Annotated in this window: 28 protein-coding genes and 1 tRNA gene; 22 read left to right on the top strand and 7 right to left on the bottom strand. The window is 60.3% G+C overall.

Annotated elements, in window-relative coordinates:
• The first annotated feature begins 99 nt into the window (after nt 1-99).
• The 14 genes from K1X80_RS21000 to K1X80_RS20935 all read left to right on the top strand — a co-directional run bounded on the left by K1X80_RS21000 (nt 100) and on the right by K1X80_RS20935 (nt 11,760).
• Nucleotides 100-849 carry an electron transfer flavoprotein subunit beta/FixA family protein gene (locus K1X80_RS21000; RefSeq protein WP_057960382.1) on the top strand — a complete coding sequence of 250 codons (750 nt, stop codon included), beginning with the start codon at nt 100-102 and terminating at the stop codon, nt 847-849.
• 2 nt (nt 850-851) lie between these two features.
• Nucleotides 852-1,781: an electron transfer flavoprotein subunit alpha/FixB family protein gene (locus K1X80_RS20995; RefSeq protein WP_057960381.1), complete on the top strand. Its 930-nt coding sequence runs from the start codon at nt 852-854 to the stop codon at nt 1,779-1,781.
• A gap of 80 nt (nt 1,782-1,861) precedes the next feature.
• On the top strand, nt 1,862-2,677 hold the full coding sequence (locus tag K1X80_RS20990; protein WP_220172501.1) for an ABC transporter substrate-binding protein: 816 nt from the start codon (nt 1,862-1,864) through the stop codon (nt 2,675-2,677).
• A gap of 9 nt (nt 2,678-2,686) precedes the next feature.
• Nucleotides 2,687-3,043: a DUF4398 domain-containing protein gene (locus tag K1X80_RS20985; protein ID WP_057439585.1), complete on the top strand. Its 357-nt coding sequence runs from the start codon at nt 2,687-2,689 to the stop codon at nt 3,041-3,043.
• Complete coding sequence (locus tag K1X80_RS20980) at nt 3,040-3,843, top strand: OmpA family protein (RefSeq protein ID WP_057439584.1); 804 nt, start codon at nt 3,040-3,042, stop codon at nt 3,841-3,843. The genes K1X80_RS20985 and K1X80_RS20980 overlap by 4 nt, the downstream gene beginning before the upstream one ends.
• Nucleotides 3,844-4,142: 299 nt before the next feature.
• Entirely contained in the window at nt 4,143-5,582 is a 1,440-nt protein-coding gene (locus tag K1X80_RS20975) for a PLP-dependent aminotransferase family protein (RefSeq protein WP_057960378.1), read from the top strand.
• Nucleotides 5,583-5,686: 104 nt separating this feature from the next.
• Entirely contained in the window at nt 5,687-6,175 is a 489-nt protein-coding gene (locus tag K1X80_RS20970) for a translation initiation factor 2 (RefSeq protein ID WP_115128740.1), read from the top strand.
• A gap of 160 nt (nt 6,176-6,335) precedes the next feature.
• On the top strand, nt 6,336-6,590 hold the full coding sequence (locus K1X80_RS20965) for a YkgJ family cysteine cluster protein (protein ID WP_076961156.1): 255 nt from the start codon (nt 6,336-6,338) through the stop codon (nt 6,588-6,590).
• A 41-nt stretch (nt 6,591-6,631) separates the two neighbouring features.
• Nucleotides 6,632-7,240 (top strand): START domain-containing protein, encoded by a 609-nt coding sequence (locus tag K1X80_RS20960; protein ID WP_057439582.1) that lies wholly within the window; start codon nt 6,632-6,634, stop codon nt 7,238-7,240.
• Between the two features lie 103 nt (nt 7,241-7,343).
• On the top strand, nt 7,344-7,580 hold the full coding sequence (locus tag K1X80_RS20955) for a hypothetical protein (protein WP_225923814.1): 237 nt from the start codon (nt 7,344-7,346) through the stop codon (nt 7,578-7,580).
• 211 nt (nt 7,581-7,791) lie between these two features.
• Complete coding sequence (locus K1X80_RS20950; protein ID WP_029299641.1) at nt 7,792-8,133, top strand: ribonuclease E inhibitor RraB; 342 nt, start codon at nt 7,792-7,794, stop codon at nt 8,131-8,133.
• Nucleotides 8,134-8,595: 462 nt separating this feature from the next.
• Complete coding sequence (locus K1X80_RS20945) at nt 8,596-10,005, top strand: circularly permuted type 2 ATP-grasp protein (RefSeq protein WP_057960374.1); 1,410 nt, start codon at nt 8,596-8,598, stop codon at nt 10,003-10,005.
• 4 nt (nt 10,006-10,009) lie between these two features.
• Complete coding sequence (locus K1X80_RS20940; protein WP_057439581.1) at nt 10,010-10,960, top strand: alpha-E domain-containing protein; 951 nt, start codon at nt 10,010-10,012, stop codon at nt 10,958-10,960.
• Nucleotides 10,957-11,760, top strand: a complete 804-nt coding sequence (locus tag K1X80_RS20935) for a transglutaminase family protein (RefSeq protein ID WP_057960372.1) — start codon at nt 10,957-10,959, stop codon at nt 11,758-11,760. The genes K1X80_RS20940 and K1X80_RS20935 overlap by 4 nt, the downstream gene beginning before the upstream one ends.
• 39 nt (nt 11,761-11,799) lie before the next feature.
• On the opposite strand, the gene K1X80_RS20930 is transcribed toward K1X80_RS20935, so the two are convergent.
• A complete protein-coding gene (locus K1X80_RS20930) occupies nt 11,800-12,621 on the bottom strand; it encodes a c-type cytochrome (protein WP_408980314.1) in 822 nt (273 codons plus the stop codon).
• Between the two features lie 145 nt (nt 12,622-12,766).
• Nucleotides 12,767-12,976, bottom strand: a complete 210-nt coding sequence (locus K1X80_RS20925) for a hypothetical protein (protein ID WP_128592835.1) — start codon at nt 12,974-12,976, stop codon at nt 12,767-12,769.
• A 303-nt stretch (nt 12,977-13,279) separates the two neighbouring features.
• Between K1X80_RS20925 and K1X80_RS20920 the strand changes: the two genes are divergently transcribed.
• The 3 genes from K1X80_RS20920 to K1X80_RS20910 all read left to right on the top strand — a co-directional run bounded on the left by K1X80_RS20920 (nt 13,280) and on the right by K1X80_RS20910 (nt 17,466).
• Complete coding sequence (locus K1X80_RS20920) at nt 13,280-14,485, top strand: acetyl-CoA C-acetyltransferase (RefSeq protein ID WP_057960371.1); 1,206 nt, start codon at nt 13,280-13,282, stop codon at nt 14,483-14,485.
• 16 nt (nt 14,486-14,501) lie between these two features.
• The gene (locus tag K1X80_RS20915) at nt 14,502-16,646 is read left to right on the top strand and encodes a 3-hydroxyacyl-CoA dehydrogenase NAD-binding domain-containing protein (RefSeq protein ID WP_220172500.1); all 2,145 of its coding nucleotides are present in this window, start codon (nt 14,502-14,504) and stop codon (nt 16,644-16,646) included.
• Between the two features lie 97 nt (nt 16,647-16,743).
• A complete protein-coding gene (locus tag K1X80_RS20910) occupies nt 16,744-17,466 on the top strand; it encodes an amidotransferase (protein WP_057439578.1) in 723 nt (240 codons plus the stop codon).
• A gap of 24 nt (nt 17,467-17,490) precedes the next feature.
• On the opposite strand, the gene K1X80_RS20905 is transcribed toward K1X80_RS20910, so the two are convergent.
• The 3 genes from K1X80_RS20905 to K1X80_RS20895 form a co-directional block, all read right to left on the bottom strand.
• The gene (locus K1X80_RS20905) at nt 17,491-18,462 is read right to left on the bottom strand and encodes a magnesium and cobalt transport protein CorA (RefSeq protein ID WP_057960369.1); all 972 of its coding nucleotides are present in this window, start codon (nt 18,460-18,462) and stop codon (nt 17,491-17,493) included.
• Between the two features lie 79 nt (nt 18,463-18,541).
• Nucleotides 18,542-19,264: a 1-acylglycerol-3-phosphate O-acyltransferase gene (locus tag K1X80_RS20900; protein WP_198818222.1), complete on the bottom strand. Its 723-nt coding sequence runs from the start codon at nt 19,262-19,264 to the stop codon at nt 18,542-18,544.
• A 333-nt stretch (nt 19,265-19,597) separates the two neighbouring features.
• The gene (locus K1X80_RS20895; protein WP_057960362.1) at nt 19,598-20,287 is read right to left on the bottom strand and encodes a crotonase/enoyl-CoA hydratase family protein; all 690 of its coding nucleotides are present in this window, start codon (nt 20,285-20,287) and stop codon (nt 19,598-19,600) included.
• 333 nt (nt 20,288-20,620) lie between these two features.
• Here K1X80_RS20895 and K1X80_RS20890 point away from each other — a divergent pair.
• A tRNA-Ser gene (locus tag K1X80_RS20890) sits at nt 20,621-20,710 on the top strand.
• Between the two features lie 142 nt (nt 20,711-20,852).
• Nucleotides 20,853-21,875: an alpha/beta fold hydrolase gene (locus K1X80_RS20885; protein ID WP_220172499.1), complete on the top strand. Its 1,023-nt coding sequence runs from the start codon at nt 20,853-20,855 to the stop codon at nt 21,873-21,875.
• 10 nt (nt 21,876-21,885) lie between these two features.
• Here the strand turns inward: K1X80_RS20885 and K1X80_RS20880 are convergent, their stop codons facing one another.
• Complete coding sequence (locus K1X80_RS20880) at nt 21,886-22,257, bottom strand: DUF2784 domain-containing protein (RefSeq protein ID WP_057439546.1); 372 nt, start codon at nt 22,255-22,257, stop codon at nt 21,886-21,888.
• A gap of 143 nt (nt 22,258-22,400) precedes the next feature.
• Between K1X80_RS20880 and K1X80_RS20875 the strand changes: the two genes are divergently transcribed.
• On the top strand, nt 22,401-23,090 hold the full coding sequence (locus K1X80_RS20875; RefSeq protein ID WP_220172498.1) for an HAD-IA family hydrolase: 690 nt from the start codon (nt 22,401-22,403) through the stop codon (nt 23,088-23,090).
• 38 nt (nt 23,091-23,128) lie between these two features.
• On the opposite strand, the gene K1X80_RS20870 is transcribed toward K1X80_RS20875, so the two are convergent.
• Nucleotides 23,129-23,875, bottom strand: coding sequence for a 3-oxoacyl-ACP reductase family protein (locus K1X80_RS20870; protein ID WP_057444986.1), 747 nt, complete (start codon nt 23,873-23,875; stop codon nt 23,129-23,131).
• A 127-nt stretch (nt 23,876-24,002) separates the two neighbouring features.
• Here K1X80_RS20870 and K1X80_RS20865 point away from each other — a divergent pair, with 127 nt between their 5' ends.
• The gene (locus K1X80_RS20865; RefSeq protein WP_057960359.1) at nt 24,003-24,926 is read left to right on the top strand and encodes a LysR family transcriptional regulator; all 924 of its coding nucleotides are present in this window, start codon (nt 24,003-24,005) and stop codon (nt 24,924-24,926) included.
• Between the two features lie 76 nt (nt 24,927-25,002).
• The gene (locus tag K1X80_RS20860) at nt 25,003-25,464 is read left to right on the top strand and encodes an anti-virulence regulator CigR family protein (RefSeq protein WP_370693746.1); all 462 of its coding nucleotides are present in this window, start codon (nt 25,003-25,005) and stop codon (nt 25,462-25,464) included.
• The last annotated feature ends 2 nt before the right edge of the window (nt 25,465-25,466 follow it).

Genomic DNA, 25,466 nt, shown 5'->3' with positions numbered 1-25,466 from the left:
AAGGCCTGCGTTTTTAGAGGTGCCCTTGTGCGCCGTTGAGCATCTACCGCCAGGTTTATCCGGGCGGCTTCCTTTTCACCGGAGAGTAACGAGGAATCCATGAAGGTTCTTGTAGCTGTCAAACGCGTTGTCGATTACAACGTGAAAGTTCGCGTCAAGGCGGACAATTCCGGCGTCGATCTGGCTAACGTCAAAATGTCGATGAACCCCTTCTGCGAAATCGCCGTGGAAGAAGCCGTACGCCTGAAAGAAAAAGGTGTCGTGACTGAAATCGTCGTCGTTTCCATCGGTCCGACCACTGCTCAAGAGCAGCTGCGTACCGCCCTGGCCCTGGGTGCCGATCGCGCGGTTCTCGTCGAATCCGCTGAAGAGCTGACCTCGCTGGCCGTGGCCAAGCTGTTGAAAGCCGTTGTCGACAAGGAACAGCCGCAACTGGTGATCCTCGGCAAACAGGCCATCGACAGCGACAACAACCAGACTGGCCAGATGCTGGCTGCACTGACCGGTTACGGCCAGGGCACCTTTGCCTCGAAAGTCGAAGTCAGTGGCGACAGCGTTGCCGTGACCCGCGAAATCGACGGCGGCGCGCAGACCGTTTCCCTGAAACTGCCAGCCATCGTCACCACCGACCTGCGTTTGAACGAGCCGCGTTATGCGTCCCTGCCAAACATCATGAAAGCCAAGAAGAAGCCGCTTGAAGTGCTGACTCCGGATGCTTTGGGCGTTTCCACCGCCTCTACCAACAAGACCGTCAAAGTCGAAGCGCCAGCTGCACGCAGCGCGGGTATCAAGGTCAAGTCGGTGGCTGAACTGGTCGAGAAACTGAAAAACGAAGCGAAGGTGATCTGATCATGACTATCCTCGTAATCGCCGAACACGATAACAAGGTGCTGGCCCCGGCCACCCTGAACACCGTGGCTGCCGCTGCGAAAATCGGTGGTGATATCCACGTGCTGGTCGCTGGCCAGAATGTGGGTGCCGTGGCTGAAGCCGCCGCGAAAATCGCCGGTGTGAGCAAAGTACTGGCCGCCGACAACGCTGCCTACGCTCACCAGTTGCCGGAAAACGTTGCCCCTCTGGTTGCAGAGCTGGGCGCTGGCTACAGCCACATCCTGGCTGCCGCCACTTCCAACGGCAAAAACATCCTGCCGCGCGTTGCTGCGCAACTGGACGTTGACCAGATCTCCGAGATCGTTTCGGTCGAAAGCGCCGACACCTTCAAGCGCCCGATCTACGCCGGTAACGCCATTGCCACCGTACAGTCCACTGCTGCGGTCAAAGTGATCACCGTCCGTGCCACCGGTTTCGACCCGGTTGCCGCTGAAGGTGGTTCGGCTGCCGTTGAAGCGGTGGCTGCCGCGCACGACGCTGGTACTTCCAGCTTTGTTGGCGAAGAGCTGGCCAAGTCCGATCGTCCTGAGCTGACCGCTGCCAAGATCGTCGTTTCCGGCGGGCGTGGCATGCAGAACGGTGACAACTTCAAACACCTGTACGCCCTGGCCGACAAGCTGGGCGCTGCGGTCGGCGCTTCCCGCGCGGCTGTTGACGCAGGTTTCGTACCCAACGACATGCAGGTCGGCCAGACCGGCAAGATCGTTGCGCCACAGCTGTACATCGCGGTCGGTATCTCCGGCGCGATCCAGCACTTGGCCGGTATGAAAGACTCCAAGGTGATCGTTGCGATCAACAAGGACGAAGAAGCACCGATCTTCCAGGTGGCGGATTACGGCCTGGTTGCGGACTTGTTCGAAGCTGTACCTGAGTTGGAGAAGCTGGTCTAAACCAGCCGCTTCACTTATAAAGAGCCCGGTCTTATGACCGGGTTTTTTTTTGCACGCCACTCTTGATCGGGAAACACGCCATGGAACTGCGTCGCTGGACTGTACTGCTGGGCCTGTCACTGCTGCCGACCGTGTCTATCGCGGCTGGCAAATGCGAGCGCCTGGTGGTGACCGGCAGCCCGGATGCGCCGCCCTACCTGTGGCGTGACCCCCAAGCCCCCACCCACCTGATCGGCGCGAATGCCGATGTGTTGCAACAAGTGGCCAAGGAACTGGGGCTGAAAATCGACCTGCTGTACGGCGGCAAGCGTTCCCTGGCCCTTGAAGAAGTGCGCAGCGGGCGCATGGACATGCTGCTCGACGCGCCGCTGAACGTCAGCGAGCTGGAGACCCTGGACTACATCCACCCGGCGCTGATGCAGGCCGATTACCGGGTGTGGACCCGCGTCGACTCGCCCCTGGTCTACGCCAGCGCGGCCGATTTGCATGGCCACAAGGGTGCGGTCTCGGAGCGGGCGCGCCTGTCCCCTGAGTTTGAAACCTTTGTCAGCGAGCACCTGACCCTGGAACGCGTGCCAACCCTGACCCCGGCCTTGCAGAAACTGTTGCTGGGTGAAGTGGACTACGTGCTGGCGGGACGTTACTCCGGCATGGCCATGGCCCAGACCCTGGGGATGAGCAAAGACTTGCTGGCCCGTGAGCTGCCGATTGATCAGCCGGGGCTGTTCCTGGCGATTTCCCACAACTCTGCCTGCAATGATCCGTGGTTGCGCGGACAGCTCGCGAAAAAGATGACAGAATTGGCCGCGTCCGGTCTGACGGAAGCCGCGTTGCAGCGCAATATCGAACGCTGGAAGACGCAGTTGCAGCAACCCGTCGGTGCCCCAACAAAGTAGGGATTTTTAGTGACTATTCGACCTCTTTTCGCCGCCCTCGCCGTAGTAACGCTGGCGGGCTGTGCCGCAGATCCTGCGCCGAATGAGCAAATGCGCCTGACCCAGCAAGCCCTGGAGCAAGCCGCCGCCGTGGGGGCCGTTGCTGACGACGTGCCCGAGTTGAAACTCGCCGAAACGAAGCTGGCCCAGGCCAAGGCCGATATGGCGGATGAATCCTACAAGGATGCCCGCATGCTGGCTGAACAGGCCGAACTGGATGCCCGCTTGGCAGAGGCACGGGTGCTGACGCAAAAAAGCCAGGAACAGTTGAATGTCCTCGACACCCGTATCACCCGCCTGCGCAAACAGCTGGGAGATGCTCAATGAACCGTCTGACCTGTGGGCTGCTATTGAGCAGCTTGGTGCTCGGCGGCTGTGCCAGCCACCCCAATAGCGACACTGCGTTGCAACAGGCCGGCAGCGACTTCCAGAAGGTCAAGGAAGACTCCAATGTATTGCGCATCGCGCCCAAGGACGTGATCCGCGCCGGTGAGTCCCTGGCCCGCGCCGACCGTCTGTCCAGCTACTGGGGCAGTGGTGGCGACGTGGTGCATTACGCCTACCTGAGCCAGCGCTACAGCGCGATTGCCCGGGAACATACGCAACTGGTGCTCAACGAAGAACGTGCCGCCAAACGCGAACTGGAGCGCCAACGCCTGCAACTGGCGCTGCGCGAGGCCAAATTGTTGAGCGTGCAACAACAGGGCAAGTGGCTCGAAGAGCAGATCGCCAGCCTGACCACCACCCAGACCGATCGTGGCCTAGTGATGACCCTGGGCGATGTGCTGTTCGACACCGGCCAGGCTGAACTGAAAAACTCCGCCAACCGTACAGTGCTGAAGATCGTGCAATTCCTGCAACTGAACCCCAAGCGCGTAGTGCGGATCGAGGGCTATACCGACAGTACCGGCGGCGAGCAGGAAAACCTCAAACTGTCCCGTGACCGGGCACAGGCCGTTGCGGATGTACTGGTTGACCTGGGCATTGATGACAAACGCATCCAGGTGGAAGGTTATGGCGATCAGTTCCCGGTGGAAGTGAATGCTTCCGAACGGGGGCGGGCGCAGAACCGGCGTGTGGAGATTGTCTTCTCCGATGACAAGGGCCAGCTCGGCGCTGCGCGCTGAACCTCAGTTCTTGTGGGCGCCGACTTGCCTGCGATACAGGCGACGCGGACTTTCAACTGAACCGCAGCGATGCCATTGCAGGCAAGCCAGCTCCCACAGGGAATAGGCTGTGTGTCTCGCCCCGTAACCCGATCCTCGATCGGGTTTTTCATGCCCGCCATTGCGTGCTCAACCCCTACAGTTTTTTCTATCACTGCCGCCCGTCCTCGACTATTGTGGCAACTGTCCCCGTACACTTCTAAACTGTGCCGGTATGTTTCACACAAAAATAAAATACCCGTGAAATCGAGTGCTGCGTCATGACCAATCTCTTGCTTTACCAACGTATCGCCCAGCAATTGGCTGAGGATATCCGGCGCGGTGTCTATCAACCGGGTGAGCGCGTGCCTTCGGTGCGCAAGATGAGCTCCCAGCTCAATGTCAGTCATGCCACGGTGTTGCAGGCCTACGCCAATCTTGAGGATCAGGGGTTGATCCGCGCGCGGCCGCAGTCCGGGTATTACGTGCACCAGACCCCGGCCCTGACCGCACCGACGCCGGATATTGCGCGGGTCGAGCGCCCGGGCCTGGTCACACGCAGCAGTATCATTCAACAGGTCTTGGTCGAGTCCCGTCGTGAAGGGGTGTTCCCGCTCGGCGCCGCCGTGCCCAGTGTCGATTACCTGCCGGTACGCGCGCTGCACCAGCAACTGGCCAAGGTCACGCGCTTTCAGAGCCCACGGGCGTTCAGCTATATGTTCAGCCCGGGCTTTGAGCCGTTGCGGCGCCAGGTTGCGATTCGCATGCGCGATGCTGGTGTGGTGGTCGACCCGTCCGAAGTGGTGATCACCCACGGGTGTGTCGATGCGTTGCAGATGTCTTTGCGCGTGCTGACCCGTCCCGGCGACCTGATCGCCGCCGAGTCCCCCACCTATTACGGCCTGTTGCAACTGGCGGACTTGCTCGGCCTCAAGGTCATCGAGATCCCCAGCGACCCGGCCACCGGCATGAGCCTGGAGGCTCTGCAACTGGCGGCCAACCAATGGTCGATCAAGGCCCTGGTGCTGACCACGCGCCTGAGCAATCCCCTGGGCGGCACCATGCCCGAAGAGCGGCAGAAACAGTTGCTGCGCCTGGCCTCGGATTTCGATATCCAGATTGTTGAAGATGATATCTACGGCGAATTGATGTTCGAATTGGGCCGCACCAAGGCCCTCAAGGCGTATGACCGCCTGGACCGGGTGATCTACTGCTCGAGTTTTTCCAAGACCCTGTCCCCCGGCGTGCGCATCGGCTGGATGATTGCCGGCAAATACCAGCAGGAGATCCAGCGCCTGCAGATGTTCAGCACCCACTCGGCGTGCAGCGTCACGCAGATGGGGGTGGCGGCGTACCTGGAGAACGGCGGTTACGACCGGCACTTGCGCTACATTCGCCAGGAATACCGCAAGAACCTCAGCGCCTTCCAGTTGGCGGTGCAGCAGTATTTCCCCGAAGGCACGCAGATGAGCCGACCGACCGGCGGTTTTATCCTGTGGGTCAGCCTGCCGGGCAGGGTCAACACCCAGGAACTGCATGTGCGCGCCCTGCAGCAGGGCATCAGCATTGCGCCGGGGCTGATCTTCAGCAATACAGAACAGTTCAACCACTGTATCCGGCTTAATTGCGGTACCCCGTGGAACCGTGAAGCCGAGCGCGCCTTGATGACCCTGGGCATGCTGGCCAACCAGTTGTGCCAGGAGGCGGCGAGCGGGTTTTGAAGGGCCAAAGACGGGCATGAACGGTAGGTGGCTAATCACCGCGCTTGTCATGCCGCGCTCAACAAGCGAGCATATGGCCTTCTGCCGTTAATGCTGTAGGCGATATGACTTATATTTTTCCTGCCGCGCTGTTGATCTGTCTGGCGGGCCTGTGCAACGCCACGCCCGTACTGGCAGCACCTGCCAGCGCGCCGATCGTGCTGGCAGCCGCTGAACAAAAGCCGGCGCCGGCTAAAAAAACGGTCCAGGCGAAAAAGCCCGCCCCGGTTAAAAAAGCCGCCAAGGTGAAAAAGCGCGCACCTACCGCCAGCAAATCCAAGTCGGCCCGTGAAGTGGCCCAGACCAAGCTGGCGCCTGCACAACTGGACCTCAGTCTGCCCCAGGAAATGGTCCGCCATCTGCAGCCCCTTGGCACCATGCCGCAACCTAGAAACGTACCGTTGTTGCCGCCGATGTTTGATGAGAAGCCGGTCGATAACAGTGCATTTCAGATCAACGGGCGCTTGCTCAGCAATGAAATGCAGTTGCAAATGCGCAATGAAGAGCGGCGCGACGTTGAAGGCGCGGCTCTGGATTTTGAATTCAAGAATTAATCTTCCCCGCAAAGTGACCTGATCCACTGACCTTCTGTCGCAGACTGGTCGGTCACTTTTGTTTTCTGCGAAAAACCCCTGTTAGACCATTTTAAAACGGATGTTTTAGGGCGTACTCTAGCCCGGCCATCAACACTATGTCGTCGAGGACCTGTTGGTCATGAAATGCCGTGAAGGCTGTGGCGCCTGCTGTATAGCCCCCTCCATCAGTTCGCCGTTGCCCGGTATGCCTAATGGCAAACCCGCAGGCGAACGCTGCCTGCATCTGTCGGTCGAACAGCTGTGCCAATTGTTTGGCCAGCCGGAGCGGCCTGCGGTGTGCGGTGCCTTTGCGGCAGATCTTGAGGTCTGTGGTAGTAGCCAGGAAGAAGCGATCAGGTTGATCGGCTGGTGGGAGCAGATGACGGCGGCTTAGTGGGCTTTAATGTCAGAACTTCAACAATAAGGAATACAACAATGGGTTCGCTGAAACGAATGGCTGTGTTGTGCGGTTTTACGGTGTTGTTTGCGGCTGCTGCACAGGCAGAAGAGTGGCAGGTTGCCAAGGATGAAGAAGGGATCAAAGTTGCCTTGAGTGAAGTGGCTGGCTCCAAGTACAAGGCTTATCGCGGCGTTACTGTGATCAAGGCGCCATTGGCCAAGGTCCAGGCCCTGCAGGACGATGTCGTCGGTGCCTGTAAGTGGATTCACGAATGCAAGTCGCAGAAGTTGCTCAAGAAGGAAGGCGACAAGAGCTGGACCTACACCCAGTTCAAGGCGCCGTTCCCGGTGACCGATCGTGACTCGATCCTGGAAATCACCACCACCCAGGCTGCCGATGGCAGCGTGACCCGCAAGCTGCTGGAAGTACCCACCTATCTGCCGGAAGAGAAGGGTTATGTGCGTGTGGCCCAGGTAGAAGGCTTCTGGAAACTGGTGCCCAAAGGTGCCGACCAGACCGAAGTGACCTACCAGGTCCACACCGAGCCAGGCGGCAGCGTGCCTTCCTGGTTGGCCAACAAGTTTGTGGTTGAAGCCCCCTTCAACACCTTGAAAGCCCTCAAGGCAGCGGCCGAGAAGCCGTAAGCCCAACCGATCAGGTGCCTCCTGCCTTGAGTGGAACGATCGCCGCGCCCTCAAGGTCCAGATAGGTATAAGCCCATCCATGGGCTTTATCGAGGAGGCACTGATGCAAAACTGGCAAGTTACCTTCGTTGATGATCACGGCGTGCAGTCCGTGGAGCAGTTCAGCTGCGCGCAAAAGCCCAGCCTCGAAGTCGCCGCACAGATGATTCGCGCCAAATTACTGCCCATCCCCGCCAAACTGGACCTCAATGACCTGGACGGTCGCATCGCCGAACCGACGGTGAAAAGCCTGAAGGATCAGAACAGTATCCAGATCCTCGACATCTCTCCCGCCCCCTGAATATTCCCTGTACGTTGTTAAAGCGCTGCTGGTGGAGCTGATAGCTTCGCGCTACTCTGCAAGGGAGATCAGCGAATGAATCGCTAAGGTCTGGTCTTGTCAGCTACATGCTTGTTTTCCTGCGGCGATGTCATTGCCGTCTACCTGCGCTGTTCACGCGCAGGCCCTGGGAAGCACGGAAAGTCTATCCATCGGTTCAGGAGGACGTTTCATGAGCACAGCCTATCAAGAAGACATCAGCACCCACGTGTTACGCCGCATGAAAGAGGGCGGCTTTGACTTTTCACGTTTCCACCCCATCGAGTTCTACGCCATTTTCCCGGATGAGGAACGTGCGCGCCGGGCTGCGGGTCGGTTTCGTGGCGAGTCGATCAATGCCCAGGTCAGTGCGCGGGATGATGGCGCCTGGTTCCTGGAACTAAGCAAGGTCATGTTCGCCACCTATGACGGTATAGGTGATTTCGAGCAGGACTTTGAGGCGGTAGTCGAGCCCTTGGGCGGGATTATCGAAGGATGGGGCGTGAAGCACGAGGTTCGTGGGTTACCCATGTAGTCGCATGATCAATAAAGCAGCGTATCGGCTGACCCTTGGGTCGGCCGATTTTGTTTGTGGCGCGGCAAAGTACTTGGAACTTATTGCGAAAAATCCTCCACAAAAAAAAGGCCACCCGAGCAGGGTGGCCAAAAGGGAAGACCGGAAAGAAGGGGAACCGGTCGGTACTTGCACGAGCAAATTACCGGCGGTGCTGTGGGGATGCTGTAGGACGAATCCTGTTCAGCGAATGAGGGTGATTATCCGCAGGCTTTCCCGGGCAGTGAAATCAACTCTGACTATGCTGGTGATAGGCAATGCCTGCGTCGCTTTGAAGCGCGCGTGGCAACGCGTGGGCGTTAACTGCACCAGGACGGTGCGTAGCAGCCTTTTACTGTATCCAACTGATTGATACTTAAGTGTTTATGCCGCTGGCACGGGCCTTGCGACAGTCCGTTGCGTCCGGGTGACAAGGAGTTCGGCATGATCCGCACTTATTACGATGAAATGTACGATGAGGTCGGCCAGGTCCGGCCTCACTATCGCGAGTTTGCCCGCTGGCTGGCTGAAACCCCGACCGAACTGCTGGCCCAGCGCCGCCGTGAAGCCGATCTGCTGTTTCACCGCGCCGGTATCACCTTCACCCTGTACGGCGACGAACAGGGCACCGAGCGCCTGATTCCCTTCGATACCATCCCGCGCAGCATTCCCGCCAGTGAGTGGCGGGTGGTCGAACGTGGCTGTATTCAGCGGGTCAAGGCATTGAACCTGTTCCTCGCCGACCTGTATCACGACCAACGCATTATCAAGGCCGGGATTATTCCTGCCGAGCAAGTGTTGGCCAATGAGCAATACCAACTGGCGATGCAGGGCCTGGACCTGCACCGTGGTCTCTATTCCCACGTCTCTGGGGTCGATCTGGTACGGGATGGCGACGGCACGTACTACGTGCTGGAAGACAACCTGCGCACCCCCAGCGGTGTGAGCTACATGCTCGAAGACCGTAAGATGATGATGCGCCTGTTCCCTGAACTGTTCGCCGCCCAACGCATTGCGCCGATCGACCATTACCCCAACCTGCTGCTCGACACCCTGAAAAGTTCCAGCCCGCTGGACAACCCCAGTGTGGTGGTACTGACGCCAGGGCGGTTCAACAGTGCGTTTTTCGAACATGCGTTTCTCGCCCGGGAAATGGGCGTGGAACTGGTGGAGGGCGCCGACCTGTTCGTGCGTGACGACCGGGTATTCATGCGCACCACCGACGGGCCCAAGGCGGTGGACGTGATCTACCGGCGTCTCGACGATGCCTACCTCGACCCGTTGGCCTTCAACCCGGAGTCGATGCTCGGCGTGCCGGGCCTGCTGGCCGCCTATCGCTCGGGTAATGTGGTGCTGGCCAATGCCATTGGCACCGGGGTGGCGGATGACAAATCGGTGTATCCCTTCGTCACCGACATGATCCGCTTTTACCTGGATGAAGAACCCATTCTGAAGAACGTTCCGACGTTCCAGTGCCGCAAGCCTGACGAGCTGTCCCATGTACTGGCCAATTTGCCAGAGCTGGTGGTCAAGGAAACCCAGGGCTCCGGTGGCTACGGCATGCTGGTCGGGCCAGCCGCCACGGCCGCCGAGATCGAAGCCTTTCGCGCACGGATCAAGGCCAAGCCCCATGCCTACATTGCCCAGCCGACCCTGTGCCTGTCGACGTGCCCGACCTTTGTCGAAAACGGCATCGCACCGCGGCATATCGACCTGCGGCCGTTCGTCCTGTCGGGCAAGGAAACCCGCGTGGTGCCGGGCGGGCTGACCCGTGTCGCGCTGCGTGAAGGCTCGCTGGTGGTCAACTCGTCCCAGGGTGGCGGCACCAAAGACACCTGGGTGGTGGAGGATTGAAGCCATGTTGAGCAGAACTGCCTCGGATTTATATTGGATGTCGCGCTATCTGGAGCGCGCGGAAAACCTCGCGCGCATGCTGGATGTCAGCTATTCGCTGTCGCTGATGCCCCAGGATGGACGCGGCGATGGCCTGCACGAACTGGCCATGCCCCTGCTGATCACCGGCACCCTGGACGACTATCACGCGCGTCACGGCGAATTGCATGCCGAGCGTTTGTTGCACTTCTTTGCCCTGGACGCCGCCAATCCGGCGAGCATCTACAGTTGCCTGGGTGCCGCCCGCGCCAGTGCCCATGCCGTGCGTGGGCGAATCACCGCCGACATGTGGGAAAACATCAACGCCACCTGGCTGGATATTCGCGTCATCGCCCAGGAAGGCCTGAGCCGTTATGGCATGAGCCGTTTCTGCGAATGGGTCAAGGAACGCTCCCACCTGTTTCGCGGCGCCACCTACGGCACCATCATGCGCAACGACGCTTTTCGCTTTATTCGCCTGGGCACCTTTATCGAACGGGCGGACAACACTTTGCGCCTGTTGGATGCCCGCTACGAGATGGCCGGTGACCAGGCCGAAGTGGTGATTGATGGCACCGCCCACGCCTACTACCAATGGAGTGCGCTATTGCGGGCCTTGTCGTCGTTCGAGGCCTACACCGAAATCTACCGTGATGCCCCTGGCGCTCGTCAGGTGGCCGAACTGTTGCTGCTGCGTGCCGATGTGCCGCGCTCTTTGCGCGCGTGCAGCGAAGAAATCGACCAGATCCTCGCCAGCCTGCCCGGCCTCAACGGCCGCCCGGCGCAGCGCCTGGCCGCCGAGATGGACGCGCGCCTGCGCTTTACCGCGATTGACGAAATCCTCGAGGAAGGCCTGCACGCCTGGCTGACCGACTTCATCCCCCTGGTGCGCCAGTTGGGTAACGCCATTCACCATTCCTACCTGGAGGCGGCATGAGACTTTCCATCAGCCACGAAACCACCTACCGCTATGAAGACCAGGTGCGCGCAAGCATCCAGTACCTGCGCCTGACCCCTCACGACAGCGAGCGCCAGCATGTGCTCAGTTGGCAGCTGGATCTGCCGCGTCCGGTACGGGCCCAGTTGGACCCGTTCGGCAATATCCTGCATGTGCTGACCCTGGATGAGCCCCATGAATCAATCATCATCGGCGCCAGGGGCCAGGTGGATATCGACGAGTGGCGCGAGGCCGAGCATGACAGCCAGTCGCCATTTCCTTTCCAGCGTTGCACGCGCCTGACCGAGCCGGACGAGGCCCTGCGCGCCTTTGCCGAGCAGCACTGCGGCAAGCGCCGGGATCGCACTGCCCTGATTGACCTGATGCACGCCCTCAACCAGCACATAGCCTATGTGCCGGGCGCCACCCAAGTGGAGACCAGCGCGGCCGAGGCGTTCGCCGGGCGGGCCGGGGTTTGTCAGGATCATGCCCATGCCTTCCTGGCCTGCGCGCGCAGCCTGGGGATCGCCACGCGTTATGTGTCGGGGTATTTGTACAGCGAGGACAGTGAACACCTGGCCAGCCACGCCTGGGCCGAAGCCTGGCTGGATGACGCTTGGTATAGCTTCGATGTGACCAACCAGTTGGCGCGCCCGGAGCGGCATTTGAAACTGGCAGTGGGCCTGGATTACCTCGATGCATGCCCGGTGCGCGGCATGCGCCGTGGCGGCGGGCACGAGCAGATGCATGCCAGGGTATTTGTGGCACCGAGCCCGGTGATTCTGGTGCAGCAGCAATAATCCCCGCCGCATCCTGCTGAAGCCGGCTAGCCGGCTCTATCAGTGCGCGTCGGTTTTGCGCGTGGCCATATGCTTCAAATACCCTACCAGCAACTCCAGGTCGGCATCCGGCAACACGCTGGCGGCAAACGCTGGCATTTTGGCTTGCGGCCAATGCCTCAGGCTCTGGGGATCACGGATATAACGCTTGAGGAAGTCGCTGCCGAAATACTCGGTCGGGCTGTAGGGCAGATTCAGATCCGGCCCTACCTGCGCGTCACCCGCGCCGTTCAGACGATGACAGGCCAGGCAGTTTTTCTGAAACAGGGCAAACCCCTGGTTGATCGGGTCATTCACCGTCAACGCCGGGTCCGGCAGCAGCGCCGGGAAGCGTTCGGCAACGGTTTTCAGCTGTTTGATCGTCGAGATCTGAAATGGCCATTGTTCCGGGCTGATCCCGCTCGCCTGGGGCCGGGTCCATACCAGATAGAACGGCCCGGCACTGGGTTTGCCAGTGGCCAGTGGCGGCCAAGGATGAACCGGATCTTCCACCGCCAGCCACGCCTGGGCGCCGCTTTGCTGAAGCAGCGGCGCGGCGGCCAGTTCGGCGGCAAAACCATCCAGCGCCACCGCCTGCACATGGTTATGCGCCAGCAGGCCCGGTAAGAGTGCGGCCAGCGGCACCGCGCGGTAGGTCATAGTGCGCTTGTAGGAAACGTCATCGACGATCTGCACGGTCTGCGCAGCCGGGTGCTTGAGCAGGTCTGCGGTTTGCCACGTGGTGCGGCTGTGATCCAGCTCGATGGTCAACGAGGCGGCGTTGGCGGGGTAGGCCAGGATCAGCAGCAACAGAACGATAAGGTGTTTCAAGGCAGGGCCCATCCGGCAATGGCGATAGGGTCTCAGGATACCGGACAACCACCACCAAACCGCAGGCAAAAAAGGCAGCCCCGGTTACGGGAACGCTCTAGGCGGTTTCCCGGACGGTGCTGCCAAAAGCTTGAGTATTCAGGTGTGATCGGCCCGCTCAACCAATGATCTTGGTCAGGTTGGGCAAAATCAGAATCAGTGTGGTGGCGAAGAGAATAAGCCCCGCCTGGCGAACTTTCGATTGTTTGAACATGGCTGACTGCCTTTTGTTGTTATTCCTGAGCCAAGCACCATCATTGACTACATTAAGCCGGCTAGATGGCATTTTTCTTACAGCTGCTCCAGCAAGACCCGGCAGCAGCGTCATACACTTCTTACTGATTCAACCTTAGAGCCCTTGTCGGGCTTGACTTAGAACGCTTTCGTATCAAGTTATATTGAAAGCCGTTTAAAAAAGCATGAGGCATATAGCCATCTCCGCCCCAGCCCCTTGGCTAGACAGCTAAAACGATTAACCCGGTGTTTCCGATAGTCTCCTACCGTTCGTCTGAGCGTGGTCGTCAAGGTCAATGAGCGCATCGGTCATTGAATCTGCCCTCGCGGCGCTTAAGGTAAGGGCACGGTCGGCTCTCCCCTTGAGAGCTCCATTGCACAGTGGTTCGAGGACGTCATGACCCAAGCTTTGATCTTTGATGCGATACGTACGCCCCGGGGCAAAGGCAAGGCTGATGGCGCCTTGCACAGCGTCAAGCCGGTGAACCTGCTGGCCGGCTTGCTCACCGCCCTGCAACAGCGCAACGACCTGGACACGCGCCAGGTGGATGACATCGTGCTCGGTTGCGTCACGCCGGTCGGGGATCAGGGTGCGGACATCGCCAAGACCGCCGCGTTGGTGGCCGACTGGGACGTCAGCGTCGCCGGTGTGCAGGTCAACCGCTTCTGCGCGTCGGGCCTGGAGGCGGTCAACCTCGGTGCGATGAAAGTGCGGTCCGGCTTCGAGGACCTGGTGGTGGTGGGCGGTGTCGAGTCCATGTCCCGCGTGCCCATGGGCAGTGACGGCGGTGCCTGGGTGCTGGACCCGCAGACCAATATGCACAGCCACTTCACGCCCCAGGGGATTGGTGCCGACCTGATTGCCACCCTGGAAGGCTTCTCCCGCGAAGATGTCGATGCCTTCGCCTTACACTCTCAGCAGAAAGCGGCGCGGGCCAGGTCAGAGGGTTCCTTCAAGAAATCCCTGATCCCGGTGCAGGACCAGAACGGGATCGTGTTGCTCGATCACGACGAATTTATCCGTGGCGACTCAACGCTCGAGGGCCTGGGCAAGCTCAAGCCGAGCTTCGAAATGATGGGGCAGATGGGCTTTGATGCCACGGCGTTGCGGGTCTACAGCCATGTCGAGCGCATCCAGCATGTGCACACACCGGGTAACAGCTCCGGGATTGTCGATGGCGCGGCCTTGATGCTGATCGGCTCCGAGGCCCGTGGTCGTGAACTGGGGCTGCATGCGCGTGCGCGCATCGTTGCCACGGCGGTGACCAGCACCGACCCGACCATCATGCTTACCGGCCCCGCGCCCGCCACTCGCAAGGCCCTGGCCAAGGCCGGCCTGCGGGTCGAGGACATCGACCTGTTCGAGGTCAACGAAGCCTTTGCCTCGGTGGTGCTCAAGTTCATCAAGGACATGGGCATCGACGCTGCCCGGGTCAATGTCAATGGCGGCTCGATTGCCATGGGCCACCCGCTGGGGGCCACGGGGTGCGCGATCCTCGGCACCTTGCTCGACGAACTGGAGGCGCGCCAGCAGCGCTACGGCCTGGCCACACTCTGTGTGGGCGGCGGCATGGGTATCGCCACCATTATCGAACGCCTCTGAGCCTAAGGAATTTGTCATGACCGACGCCATTCGTTACGAAAAAGGCCAGGACCAGATCGTGGTGCTGACCCTCGATATGCCCGGCCAGAGTGCCAACACCATGAACGCAGCCTACCGCGAGGCCATGGCCGCCACCGTCGCGCGTCTGGACGCGGACAAGGACGCGATTGCCGGGGTCATTATTACCTCGGCGAAAAAAACCTTTTTTGCCGGCGGCGACCTCAATGAACTGATCAAAGTCGACAAGCCCCACGCCAAGGCGTTCTACGACATGGCCCTGGGCCTGAAGGCGCAACTGCGCAGCCTGGAAACCCTGGGCAAGCCGGTGGTGGCCGCGATCAACGGCGCGGCCCTCGGCGGTGGCTGGGAGTTATGCCTGGCGTGCCAGCACCGTGTGGCGCTGGATCACCCGGCCGTGCAGATCGGCTTGCCGGAAGTCACCCTCGGCCTGCTGCCGGGCGGCGGCGGGGTGGTGCGCATGGTGCGCATGCTGGGCCTGGAGAAGGCTTTGCCGTACCTGCTGGAAGGCAAGAAGATCAGCGCGCAAAAGGCTCTGCAGGCCGGTTTGATCGACGAGTTGGCGGCGGATCGCGACGAACTGCTGGCCAAGTCCCGGGCCTGGATCCTGGCCAATCCAACGGCCAGGCAGCCTTGGGATATCAAGGGCCATCAGATCCCCGGTGGCACACCGTCCAATCCGAAAGTCGCGCAAATGCTCGCCATTGCGCCGTCGATCCTGCGCAGCAAAACCAATGGCTGCTTCCCCGCGCCGGAGAAAATCCTCTGTGCTGCGGTGGAAGGCGCCCAAGTGGACTTCGACACCGCACACCTGATCGAGACCCGCTATTTCACCGAACTCACCACCGGCCAGGTGGCGAAGAACATGATCGGCACCTTCTGGTTCCAGCTCAACGAAATCAACGCCGGTGGCTCACGCCCTGGGGGATTTGCGCCGTATGTCACACGCAAGGTCGGCATCCTCGGCGCCGGCATGATGGGCGCGGGGATTGCCTATACCAGCGCATCGGCGGGCGTGGAGGTGGTGCTCAAGGACGTCACGCTGGCGGCGGCAGAGAAGGGCAAGGCCCACTCGGCAGCGTTGCTGGACAAGAAGGTCAGCCGTGGGCAACTGACCCCTGAGCAGCGCGAAAGCACCCTGGCGCGGATCCATCCTACCGATAGCGATGCCGACCTGGCCGGTTGCGACCTGATCATCGAAGCCGTATTCGAAGACCGCGACCTCAAGGCCAAGGTCTCGGCCGCCGCCCAGCAGGTGGTAGGCGCTGACGCCGTGATCGCTTCCAACACGTCCACCTTGCCCATCAGCGGCCTGGCGAGCGCGGTGCCTGATCAAGGCAAGTTTATCGGCCTGCACTTCTTCAGCCCGGTGGAAAAAATGCCCCTGGTGGAAATCATCAAGGGCGCCAACACCAGCGACGAAACCCTGGCTCGTGGTTTTGATTTCGTACTGCAAATCAAGAAGACCCCGATTGTGGTGAATGACAGTCGCGGCTTCTTCACCTCGCGGGTGTTCGGCACCTTCACCAATGAAGGCATTACCCTGCTCGGCGAAGGCGTGGCCGCGCCGATGATCGAGACCGAGGCGCGCAAGGCCGGGATGCCGATTGGCCCGCTGGCGATCTCTGACGAAGTTTCCCTCAGCCTGATGAGCCATATCCGCCAGCAGACAGCCAAGGATCTGCATGCCGAAGGCAAGGCCCTGCCCGAGCATCCGGCGTTTGCAGTGATTGACCTGCTGCTCAATGAGTACAAGCGCCCAGGCAAGGCGGCGGGCGGTGGTTTCTACGAGTACCCCAATGGTGGCCAGAAATACCTGTGGCCAGAACTCAAGGTGCGCTTTGAAAAGCCGGGCCAACAGATTTGCGCCCAGGACGTGCGCGACCGCCTGCTGTTTATCCAGGCCATCGAAACGGTACGGTGTGTGGAGGAGGACGTGTTGATGTCCACTGCCGATGCCAATATCGGCTCGATCTTCGGCATCGGCTTTGCGGCCTGGACCGGCGGGGCGCTGCAGTTTATCAACCAGTATGGGCTGAACGACTTTGTGGCCCGGGCGCGTTACCTGGCCGAGCAGTATGGCGAGCGCTTCAGCCCGCCAGCGCTGTTGCTGGAAAAAGCCGCCCAGGGCACGACGTTCTAACCTCCCGACCGGGCATGGGTGGGGCTTGCCTTGAAAGGGTATTTCAAGGCAGGCTGGTGGGTGTGCGTTATTCCCATCACCGTGTCAGGTATTTTTTATGTCGCTACGCGTCTGCATTCTGGAAACCGATATCCTGCGTCCGGAACTGGTCGATCAATATCAAGGTTACGGGCAGATGTTCCAGCGCCTGTTTTCGCAGCAGCCGATTGCCGCCGAATTCGTCGTCTACAACGTCATGGAAGGTCACTATCCGGCGGACAGCGAAGTGTTCGACGCCTACCTGGTCACGGGCAGCAAGGCCGACTCCTTCGCTACCGACCCGTGGATCGAAACCCTCAAGGCCTACCTGTTGAACCGCTATGAGCGGGGCGACAAGCTGCTTGGCATCTGTTTCGGCCATCAACTGCTGGCGCTGCTGCTGGGCGGCAAGAGCGAGCGTGCGAGCCAGGGCTGGGGCGTGGGCACCCACAACTATCAATTGGCCGCCAAGGCACCGTGGATGAGCCCGGTGGTGGAAGAATTGACCCTGTTGATCAGCCATCAGGATCAGGTCACGGCATTGCCGGAAAACGCCACGGTGATCGCTTCCAGCGACTTTTGCCCGTTTGCTGCCTACCACATCAATGACCAGGTGCTGTGCTTCCAGGGCCACCCGGAATTTATCCACGACTACTCCCGGGCCTTGCTCGATATCCGCCAGCTCAACCTGGGCGAGCAGATCTATCAGCAAGGTGTCGCCAGCCTTGCACGCGACCACCACGGCGTGACCGTGGCGGAATGGATGATGCGTTTTGTGGCCCACAAGCCGCAGGTTGCCTGACTGTGAGCGGTCGGGGTGGGCAGGCTACAGCCACCCCGAGCGCTTGAAGCTGGCCCACAACCCCGTGCACCCCACCGCGATAAACCCCAGCACCGCAAAATAGCCGTAGTGCCATTGCAGCTCCGGCATATTCTGGAAGTTCATCCCGTAGATCCCGGCCACCGCCGTGGGGAAGGCGAGGATCGCCGCCCAGGCTGCAAACTTGCGCTGCACCACGCTCTGGCGCGAGGCTTCCAGCAGCACGCCGATCTCGATGGTCTGGCTGGCGATGTCGCGCAGGGTCGAAAGGTCTTCCATCTGCCGCGTGACGTGGATCTCCACATCGCGGAAGTACGGGCGCATGTTCTTGTCGATAAACGGGAAGTCCAGCTTCTGCAGTTCCTCGCTGATTTCCACCATCGGCGCCACATGCCGGCGCAGCCGCAGTACGTCGCGGCGCAGGCCATGCAGGTTCTGGATATCGCGCTCATTCAGGGAGTTGCACAACACGTTGTGCTCCAGCGCGTCGATCTCGGCATGAATCGCCTCGCTCACCGGCTGGTAGTTTTCGGTGACAAAATCCAGCAGCGCATAGAGTACGAAATCCTCCCCGTGCTCCAGCAACAGCGGCCGCGCCTCACAGCGCTGGCGCACATAGCCGTAGGACGCCGAGTGGCCGTTGCGCGCGGTGATGATATAGCCTTTGCCGGCGAAGATATGGGTCTCGATAAACTCCAGCTTGCCCTCATGGCGCACCGGCGAGTAGGTCACGATAAACAGTGCGTCGCCAAAGGTTTCCAGCTTGGGGCGGCTGTGTTTTTCCAGGGCGTCTTCGATGGCCAGTTCATGCAGGTTGAACTGGCGTTGCAGGTTGGCCAGCTCCTGGGCGTCGGGCTCTTCCAGGCCGATCCACACAAAGTGACCGGGCTTGGCCGCCCAGGCGGCGCCTTCATCGAGGGTGATATTCTGGATTTTTTTCCCGGCGCTATAGACGGCCGCCGCAACAACTCTACCCATAATGCTGATCGCTTCTTTACAAGTGGCAGTAACCGGCCAGCTTAGCCTGAAACGCCACCTTGTAGGAGCCGGCTGGCCTTCAGGGTTGTTGCAGTGCTTGATCCATGGCTTCAATACACTCGGCCATCTGCCCCCGGCATTTCTCCATCAACTCGGGCATGTCATCCATCGTCAATCCTGCTGTAGGAATTGGCGCTAATGACCGGATCAAAATATCGCCACTGTTCCAGCGATTGAGCTTCATATGGGTCACATAGGTACTGACGCACACCGGCACAATCGGCACCCCGGCGGCAATCGCCATCTGGAACGCGCCCTTCTTGAACGGCAACAACGATTCGCCCAGGTTGCGCGTGCCTTCCGGAAACACCCAGATCGAAGTTTCTTCGTGTTGCAGGGTATGGGTGGTGGTCAACATCGACCGCCGCGCCTTCTGCGCATTGCCCCGGTCAATCAGCACATTGCCCGCCAGCCAGAACAACTGGCCGAACAGCGGCACCCACTTCAGGCTTTTCTTACCGATGCATACGGTGCGATAGGGCACTACGTTGCCGAATACGAACAAATCATAGTTGGACTGGTGATTGGCAATAATCACGCAACTGTTCGGCTTGTCGCGCAGCGAGTCCACTTGTGCCTTGACCTGCAGGCGTAGGATCCACATTGCGGGCAGGGCATACAGGCGTGCGCACAGGCGACTGTTATCCGGGTTGAACGGCCGGCACACACCCAGCAATACTCCGAGCACACCGGCGATCAGAAAATGCAGGCCCATCAATAACATGCGTAAAAAATAAAGCATCGACACGGCCCATCGGACAAAAGGTGGCGCAGTGTACGGACGTGCACTGTATTCGGCAATTACCCCAGTAGAGGTAGGAGATGGGCGATGTTTAAGGACATGTTTCAGCAGATGGAGACAGATGCCATCTAGAGCGGCTGCAAGGCGATTAACACTAGGCCGTAAGAAGAATCCCTGTGGCGAGCGGGCTTGCCCGCGTAGGGCTGCGAAGCAGCCCCAAAACTACCTGTAGGATCTGACTGGATAATTGCGGTGGCTTTAAAGGGGCTGCTCTGCAGCCCTACGCGGGCAAGCCCGCTCGCCACGGGCTTTGATTGAGGCCGGTGTTGGTGATTAGCCCAGATGTTCCTGGTCCTGGATGATCGCGTTATCCAGCAACTCCAGCAGGGCCTTACGCACCTTCAGCTTGGTGTGCTTGTGGGCATTCATATTGATCTTCTTCAACTGCCGCGCCGCTTCCAGGGCCGCGGCTTGCAGCTCTTCGGGTGCCACCACCTTATCGAGGAAACCGGCGCTCAGGGCGTCCTGCGGGGTGAACATCTCGGCATTGATCACCGAACGATGAAACGCCGACTTGCGCAAGCGATCCCGCGCCAGTTCAATCCCGGCATGGTGCATGGTCATGCCGATCATCACTTCATTCAGGCCAATGCTAAAGGGCCCCTCGACACCAATCCGGTAATCGGCCGACAACAACAGGAACGCCCCCTTGGCCACCGCATGCCCGGGGCACGCCACAATCACCGGGAACGGGTGCGACAACAGTCGGCGCGCCAGGGTCGAACCCGACGTCACCAGGCTGACCGCCTCTTTGGGGCCAGCCGTCATCACTTTCAAATCATAACCACCCGACAGAATCCCCGGCGTACCGGTGATAATCACCACTGCACGATCCTTCTCGGCCTGGTCCAGCGCTTCATTAAACGCACTGACCACGGCAGGGGAAATGGCATTGACCTTACCGTTGCTCAAGGTCAGGGTCGCGATACCGTCTTCGAGGTGGTAGGCAATCAACTCACTCATGACGCGATTCCTTGTAATACGTTTAATAGAAGGGCAGGCCGCAGACGTTACCCAGCATGACCGCCCCGGTAAAGCGCCATGACTGACTGGCCAGTCAGACTTTCCCCAACCACCGGGCCTGCAGCAGCCTACGACAGCGCTCGCCAGCCCCTGCGCACGCCTGCCGACAAGCCTTGAAAATGGCACAATCGCCACCCTTCACCCCGCGCCGCAGAGAAGGGAGCCGAGATAACCGTCTAAGCGCATGAAAATTCTGAAAAAAACCTTTGCCATCGGAAAAGCTTTCGACTACATTAGCGCGCCTCGACAGACTGAATCAGTTTGACGAGATACGGTGAAGTGTCCGAGTGGCTTAAGGAGCACGCCTGGAAAGTGTGTATACAGGAAACTGTATCGAGAGTTCGAATCTCTCCTTCACCGCCACATTCTACAAACACAAACCCCCAGTTTTCCTAGAGAAAGCCGGGGGTTTGTGATTTCTGCTGCATGGAAAACAGCAATATGGGAATAATGTGGAAACACGTAGAGCCCCTGCGTGTACTCGCTCCCCTCAAGGAAGATCCCATTGAAAGCAGCCCTAGTCGCTCTGCTCCTCACCTGCGCCACCACCACGGCCCTTGCCACTAACAACCCTGTCGGCTTCCAAACCTCGACCCTGGCAGACCCAAACAAAGAACGCCCGCTGGAGATGGTGGTCTGGTACCCCAGCTCCACTACTGCCACGCCAAAGGTGATTGACGACAACCCGGTGTTTTTCAGTGCCCTGGCCGTGCGTGATGCGCCTGCGGCGGTGGGGGAGTACCCGTTGGTTGTGCTTTCCCATGGTTTCGGCGGCAGTTGGGGCAACCAGGTGTGGTTGGCCAGTGCGATGGCCCAGCGGGGGTTTATCGTGGCGGCGGTCAATCATCCTGGCACTACCAGTAAGGACCGCAGTGCTCAAGCCGCCGCGCAGTTATGGCAGCGGCCGGTGGATATTCGTCGAGCTATCGACGCGGTGCTGGCGCAGCCAAAGCAATTTGGCAAGGTACAGCCCGATCGAATTGCGGTGGTGGGTCATTCGCTGGGGGGTTGGACGGCGCTGGAAGTCGCCGGTGCCCGTTTCGACCCCGAGCGTTTTGCCCAGGACTGCAAGGTTCACCTGCAGTTGGCCCCTTGCGCGGTCTACCAGCAGATGAACCCAGTGCAGGCGCCGTTGGCAGCGGATTTGAGTGACAAGCGGGTCACTGCCATTGTTTCACTGGACCTGGGTCTGTCCCGTGGCTTTACCGATCAAAGCCTGGCGGCGTTGCCGGTGCCGACGTTGGTGATTGCTGCGGGCGTGCCCTCAACGGAGCTTCCCGCCGAGTTGGAATCCGCTGACTTGGCCAAACGCCTGCCAGCGGCAGCGACGCGCTATGTCGAAATCAGCGACGCCACTCACTTCAGCTTTATGGCCGTGTGCAAGCCGGGTGGAGAGGCGTTGATTGAAAAAAGCTCACCAGGCGACGGCATGATCTGCCGCGATGGCGAAGGTGCCCGCCCGCGTGAGGTGATCCAGCAGCAGGTCACTTCATTGATTGTTGAGTTTCTGGCGCAGCCAAAAGGCTAGGCCAACACGTTCAGTTCCCCGCCCGTGGCCCTCGCCTGATCAGGCGTGCGTACACCGCAATATTAATCAGCAAGACCAGGGCGCCCAGGCCCAGTTGGATCTGTGGCGTCAGCCCCGCGGGGTAGATCAGGGCAATGATGTAGTGCTCGATAAACCCTGCGCCATAACCCTCTTGCCCGGCGAGGTGGCGCAGCAGGTTTTCCCAGCGGGTCAGGGGGCAGGGCAGGTGGAAGACTTCTACGGCAACGCCCCAGGCCGCAGCGGGCAGGTGCAGCCACATGACCGGTCGCCACTTGAGGGCAAGCAGGCCGCCGAACAATACGAACAGGATGAAGCCAAGGTGAAACAACACCAGGGAGTCGGCAGCGAGTCGCAAGAGCATAGAAGGGGTCGCGTCAGGTGAGGCTGCCAAGTGTGCTGGATAGAGCCGCTTGAAACCAGAGGCGGGCGGTTGCGGTTGCTTGTAGGCCCGAGGCCCCGTTATTGTGCTGAATCCTTTTAGTCATCTGCCACGGATCTGTTGTGATGAACGCACCGCGTACTGCTGTTGGCCCGATCAAGGCCGTGATTTTCGATATGGACGGGTTGTTGCTGGATACCGAGGGTATCTACACCGAAGTCACGCAGATCATCGCCGAGCGCTACGGCCGTACCTACGACTGGGGCATCAAGCAGCACATCATTGGCCGTGGCGCCCAGGACCTGGCCGAGTATGTGGTCAAGGCGCTGGACTTGCCGATCACGCCTGAGGAGTTCCTGCGTATCCGTGAGCCCTTGATGAGCGAGCGTTTCCCCAAGGCGCTGGGCATGCCGGGCGCCGAGGCGTTGGTGCGGCATTTAAGTGCGCACAACATCCCGATAGCCGTGGGCACCAGTTCGTCGCGCAATTCGTTTGGGCACAAGACCACGTTGCACCGCGAATGGTTTGGCTTGTTCGGTACGATTGTCACCGCCGACGACCCTGAAGTTGGCGCAGCCAAGCCTGCGCCGGACATCTTCCTTACCGCTGCCCGCCGCCTGGGCGTTGTGCCCGAGGATTGCCTGGTGTTTGAAGACTCACCGTTTGGCGTGACCGCTGCCAAGGCCGCGAACATGACTGCCATCGCGGTGCCCGACGAAGCCATGGCCGACAGCAAGTACGCTCACGCTGACCAGATCATCCGCAAGCTCGCGGAGTTCGATCTGGCTGCGTATGGCCTGCCGCCAATGCGCTGAGCGTTGCAAGAGCCGGCAAGCCGGCTCTTATAGGGTGTTCAGGCGCTGAAACCGCCATCAATGGTCAGGCTGGCGCCGGTGATGTAACCGGCTTCCGGCCCTACCAGATAGGCGACAAAGCTGGCCACTTCCTCGACGTGCCCATAACGACCCACCGCCATAAAGCCAATCAGGCTCTCGGCAAATTCACTGTCGGCCGGGTTCATATCGGTGTCCACCGGGCCCGGTTGTACGTTGTTGATGGTAATCCCCCGTGGCCCCAGGTCGCGCGCCAGGCCTTTGGTCAAACCCACCAGCGCGGCTTTGCTCATGGCATAGGGGCCGCCACCGGCGAAAGGCATGCGCTCGGCGTTGGTGCTGCCGATATTGATGATGCGACCCCCTTCGCCCATGTGCCGGGCAGCTTCCTGGGTGGCAATAAACACGCTGCGCACGTTAATGGCCAGGGTCTGGTCAAAGTCTTCCAGTTTGAAATCCTCCAGCGGGCCGACCGCCAGCACCCCGGCGTTGTTCACCAGGATATCCAGGCGCCCGAACGCGTCGACAGTGGCATTGACCGCATTGCGAATGGCCACGGCATCGGCGCTGTCGGCGTGAATCGCCAGGGCCTTGCCGCCGTCGCTGATCACGCTGTTCTGCAGGGCCTCGGCCTTGGCCGCAGAGCTGACGTAAGTAAAGGCAACGGCTGCACCTTGCGCGGCCAGGCGCTTGACGATGGCGGCGCCGATGCCGCGGGAACCGCCCTGGATCAAGGCAACTTTGCCGCTGAGGTTTTGCGTGGTCATGTCGATCTCCCAATGATGCAAGGCGCAGGTGCCTTGTTGTTGGCACCGAGTATTGCCCTCGCGGGCATCCCTCGGTAGACCGTGATTGCTATAGTCTGTGTAAACCAAAAGTTTAGAGTGGTGCGATATGGAAAGCTTCGGCAGTATCGAATGCTTCGTGCGCAGTGCCGAAGGCGGCAGCTTTGCCGAAGCGGCCCGGCACCTGAGCCTGACGCCGGCCGCCGTCGGCAAAAGCGTGGCCAAGCTTGAAGCGCGCCTGGGGGTGCGGCTGTTCCAGCGCAGCACCCGGCGCCTCACATTGACCGAAGCCGGCAAGCTGTTTTTGGAGCAGGTCAGCGCCAGCCTCACCACCATCCAGAATGCCGTGGCCAACCTGGCCAGCGCCGAAGGCCGGCCGGTGGGCACGCTCAAGGTGAGTATGGGCACGGTGTTCGGCAACCGTTATGTGGTGCCGTTGCTGGCGGAGTTTCTGCGGCGTTTTCCCGATATCAGTCCGGATTGGCATTTTGATAATCGCCAGGTCGACCTGATCGGCCAGGGCTTTGACGCGGCCATTGGCGGCGGGTTCGAGCTGCCCCAGGGGGTGGTCGCCCGCAAGTTGACCCCGGCCCACCGGATTCTGGTGGCCTCGCCCGATTACCTGGCCAAGCGCCTGCCCGTGCGCGTCCCCGAAGATTTGGGGCTGTGCAATGGGATCCTGATCCGCTCGCCGCAAACCGGCCGCGTGCGCACCTGGCAACTGACCAACCGCGCCCGCGAACAGCGGCCGTTGATGCTCAAGCCACGCATGACCATGGGCGACTCCGAAGCCGCGTGCTGCGCCTGCACCCAAGGTCTGGGTATTGCCCTGGTCAGCATGCCGATGGCCGTGCCGTTCCTCGACAGTGGCGCGGTGGTGCGGGTGCTGCCGGACTGGTACGTCGATGACGGCAACATCTCCCTGTACTACGCCGAACACAAGTTGCTGCCGGGCAAGACCCGGGTATTTGTCGACTTCATCCTCGAGCAGTTTGCCGAGCAACGCCTGGCGCAGCGGTTCAGCGCGGTATAGCACTCACTGCTGAACTTGCTGCCCGCTAGTGTTCTAAGCTGATACGGGCCAATGGGGCTTGCGACTGTCGAGACCGATCATGTCCATATCACGCGCTTTACTCGTATTTACCAGCCTGGCGTTGATTGCAGGCTCCCCGGCGCTGCTGGCCGATCCCGGCAACGGCAACGGCAAGGACAAAGGCAGTGCCCATGGCAATAAGGGGGGCGGCCAGGGTAATCAGGGCCAGGGTGGTGGCAAGAAGGGTGCAAGCGCCCATTACAGCGGCCCGCAAATTGATATCGGGGGTGTGCGGGTAATCCTTGGTGACAACCGCGACTACTGGCGCGGTGGTTCGTCCCTGCCGCCGGGCATCCAGAAAAACCTGGCCCGTGGCAAACCCCTGCCACCTGGAATCGCCAAGAAACTTGATGGGCGCCTGTTGGGGCGGCTGCCCCATTACGACGGCTACGAATGGCAACAGGCTGGCACCGACCTGATCCTGGTGACGATTGCCACCGGGATCATTTATGAAGTGCTCAATGACGTCTTGAACTGATC

The organism is Pseudomonas sp. So3.2b (genome assembly GCF_019464415.1).
Classification (GTDB): domain Bacteria; phylum Pseudomonadota; class Gammaproteobacteria; order Pseudomonadales; family Pseudomonadaceae; genus Aquipseudomonas; species Aquipseudomonas shahriarae.
This window is presented reverse-complemented; position numbering and strand designations above follow the sequence as displayed.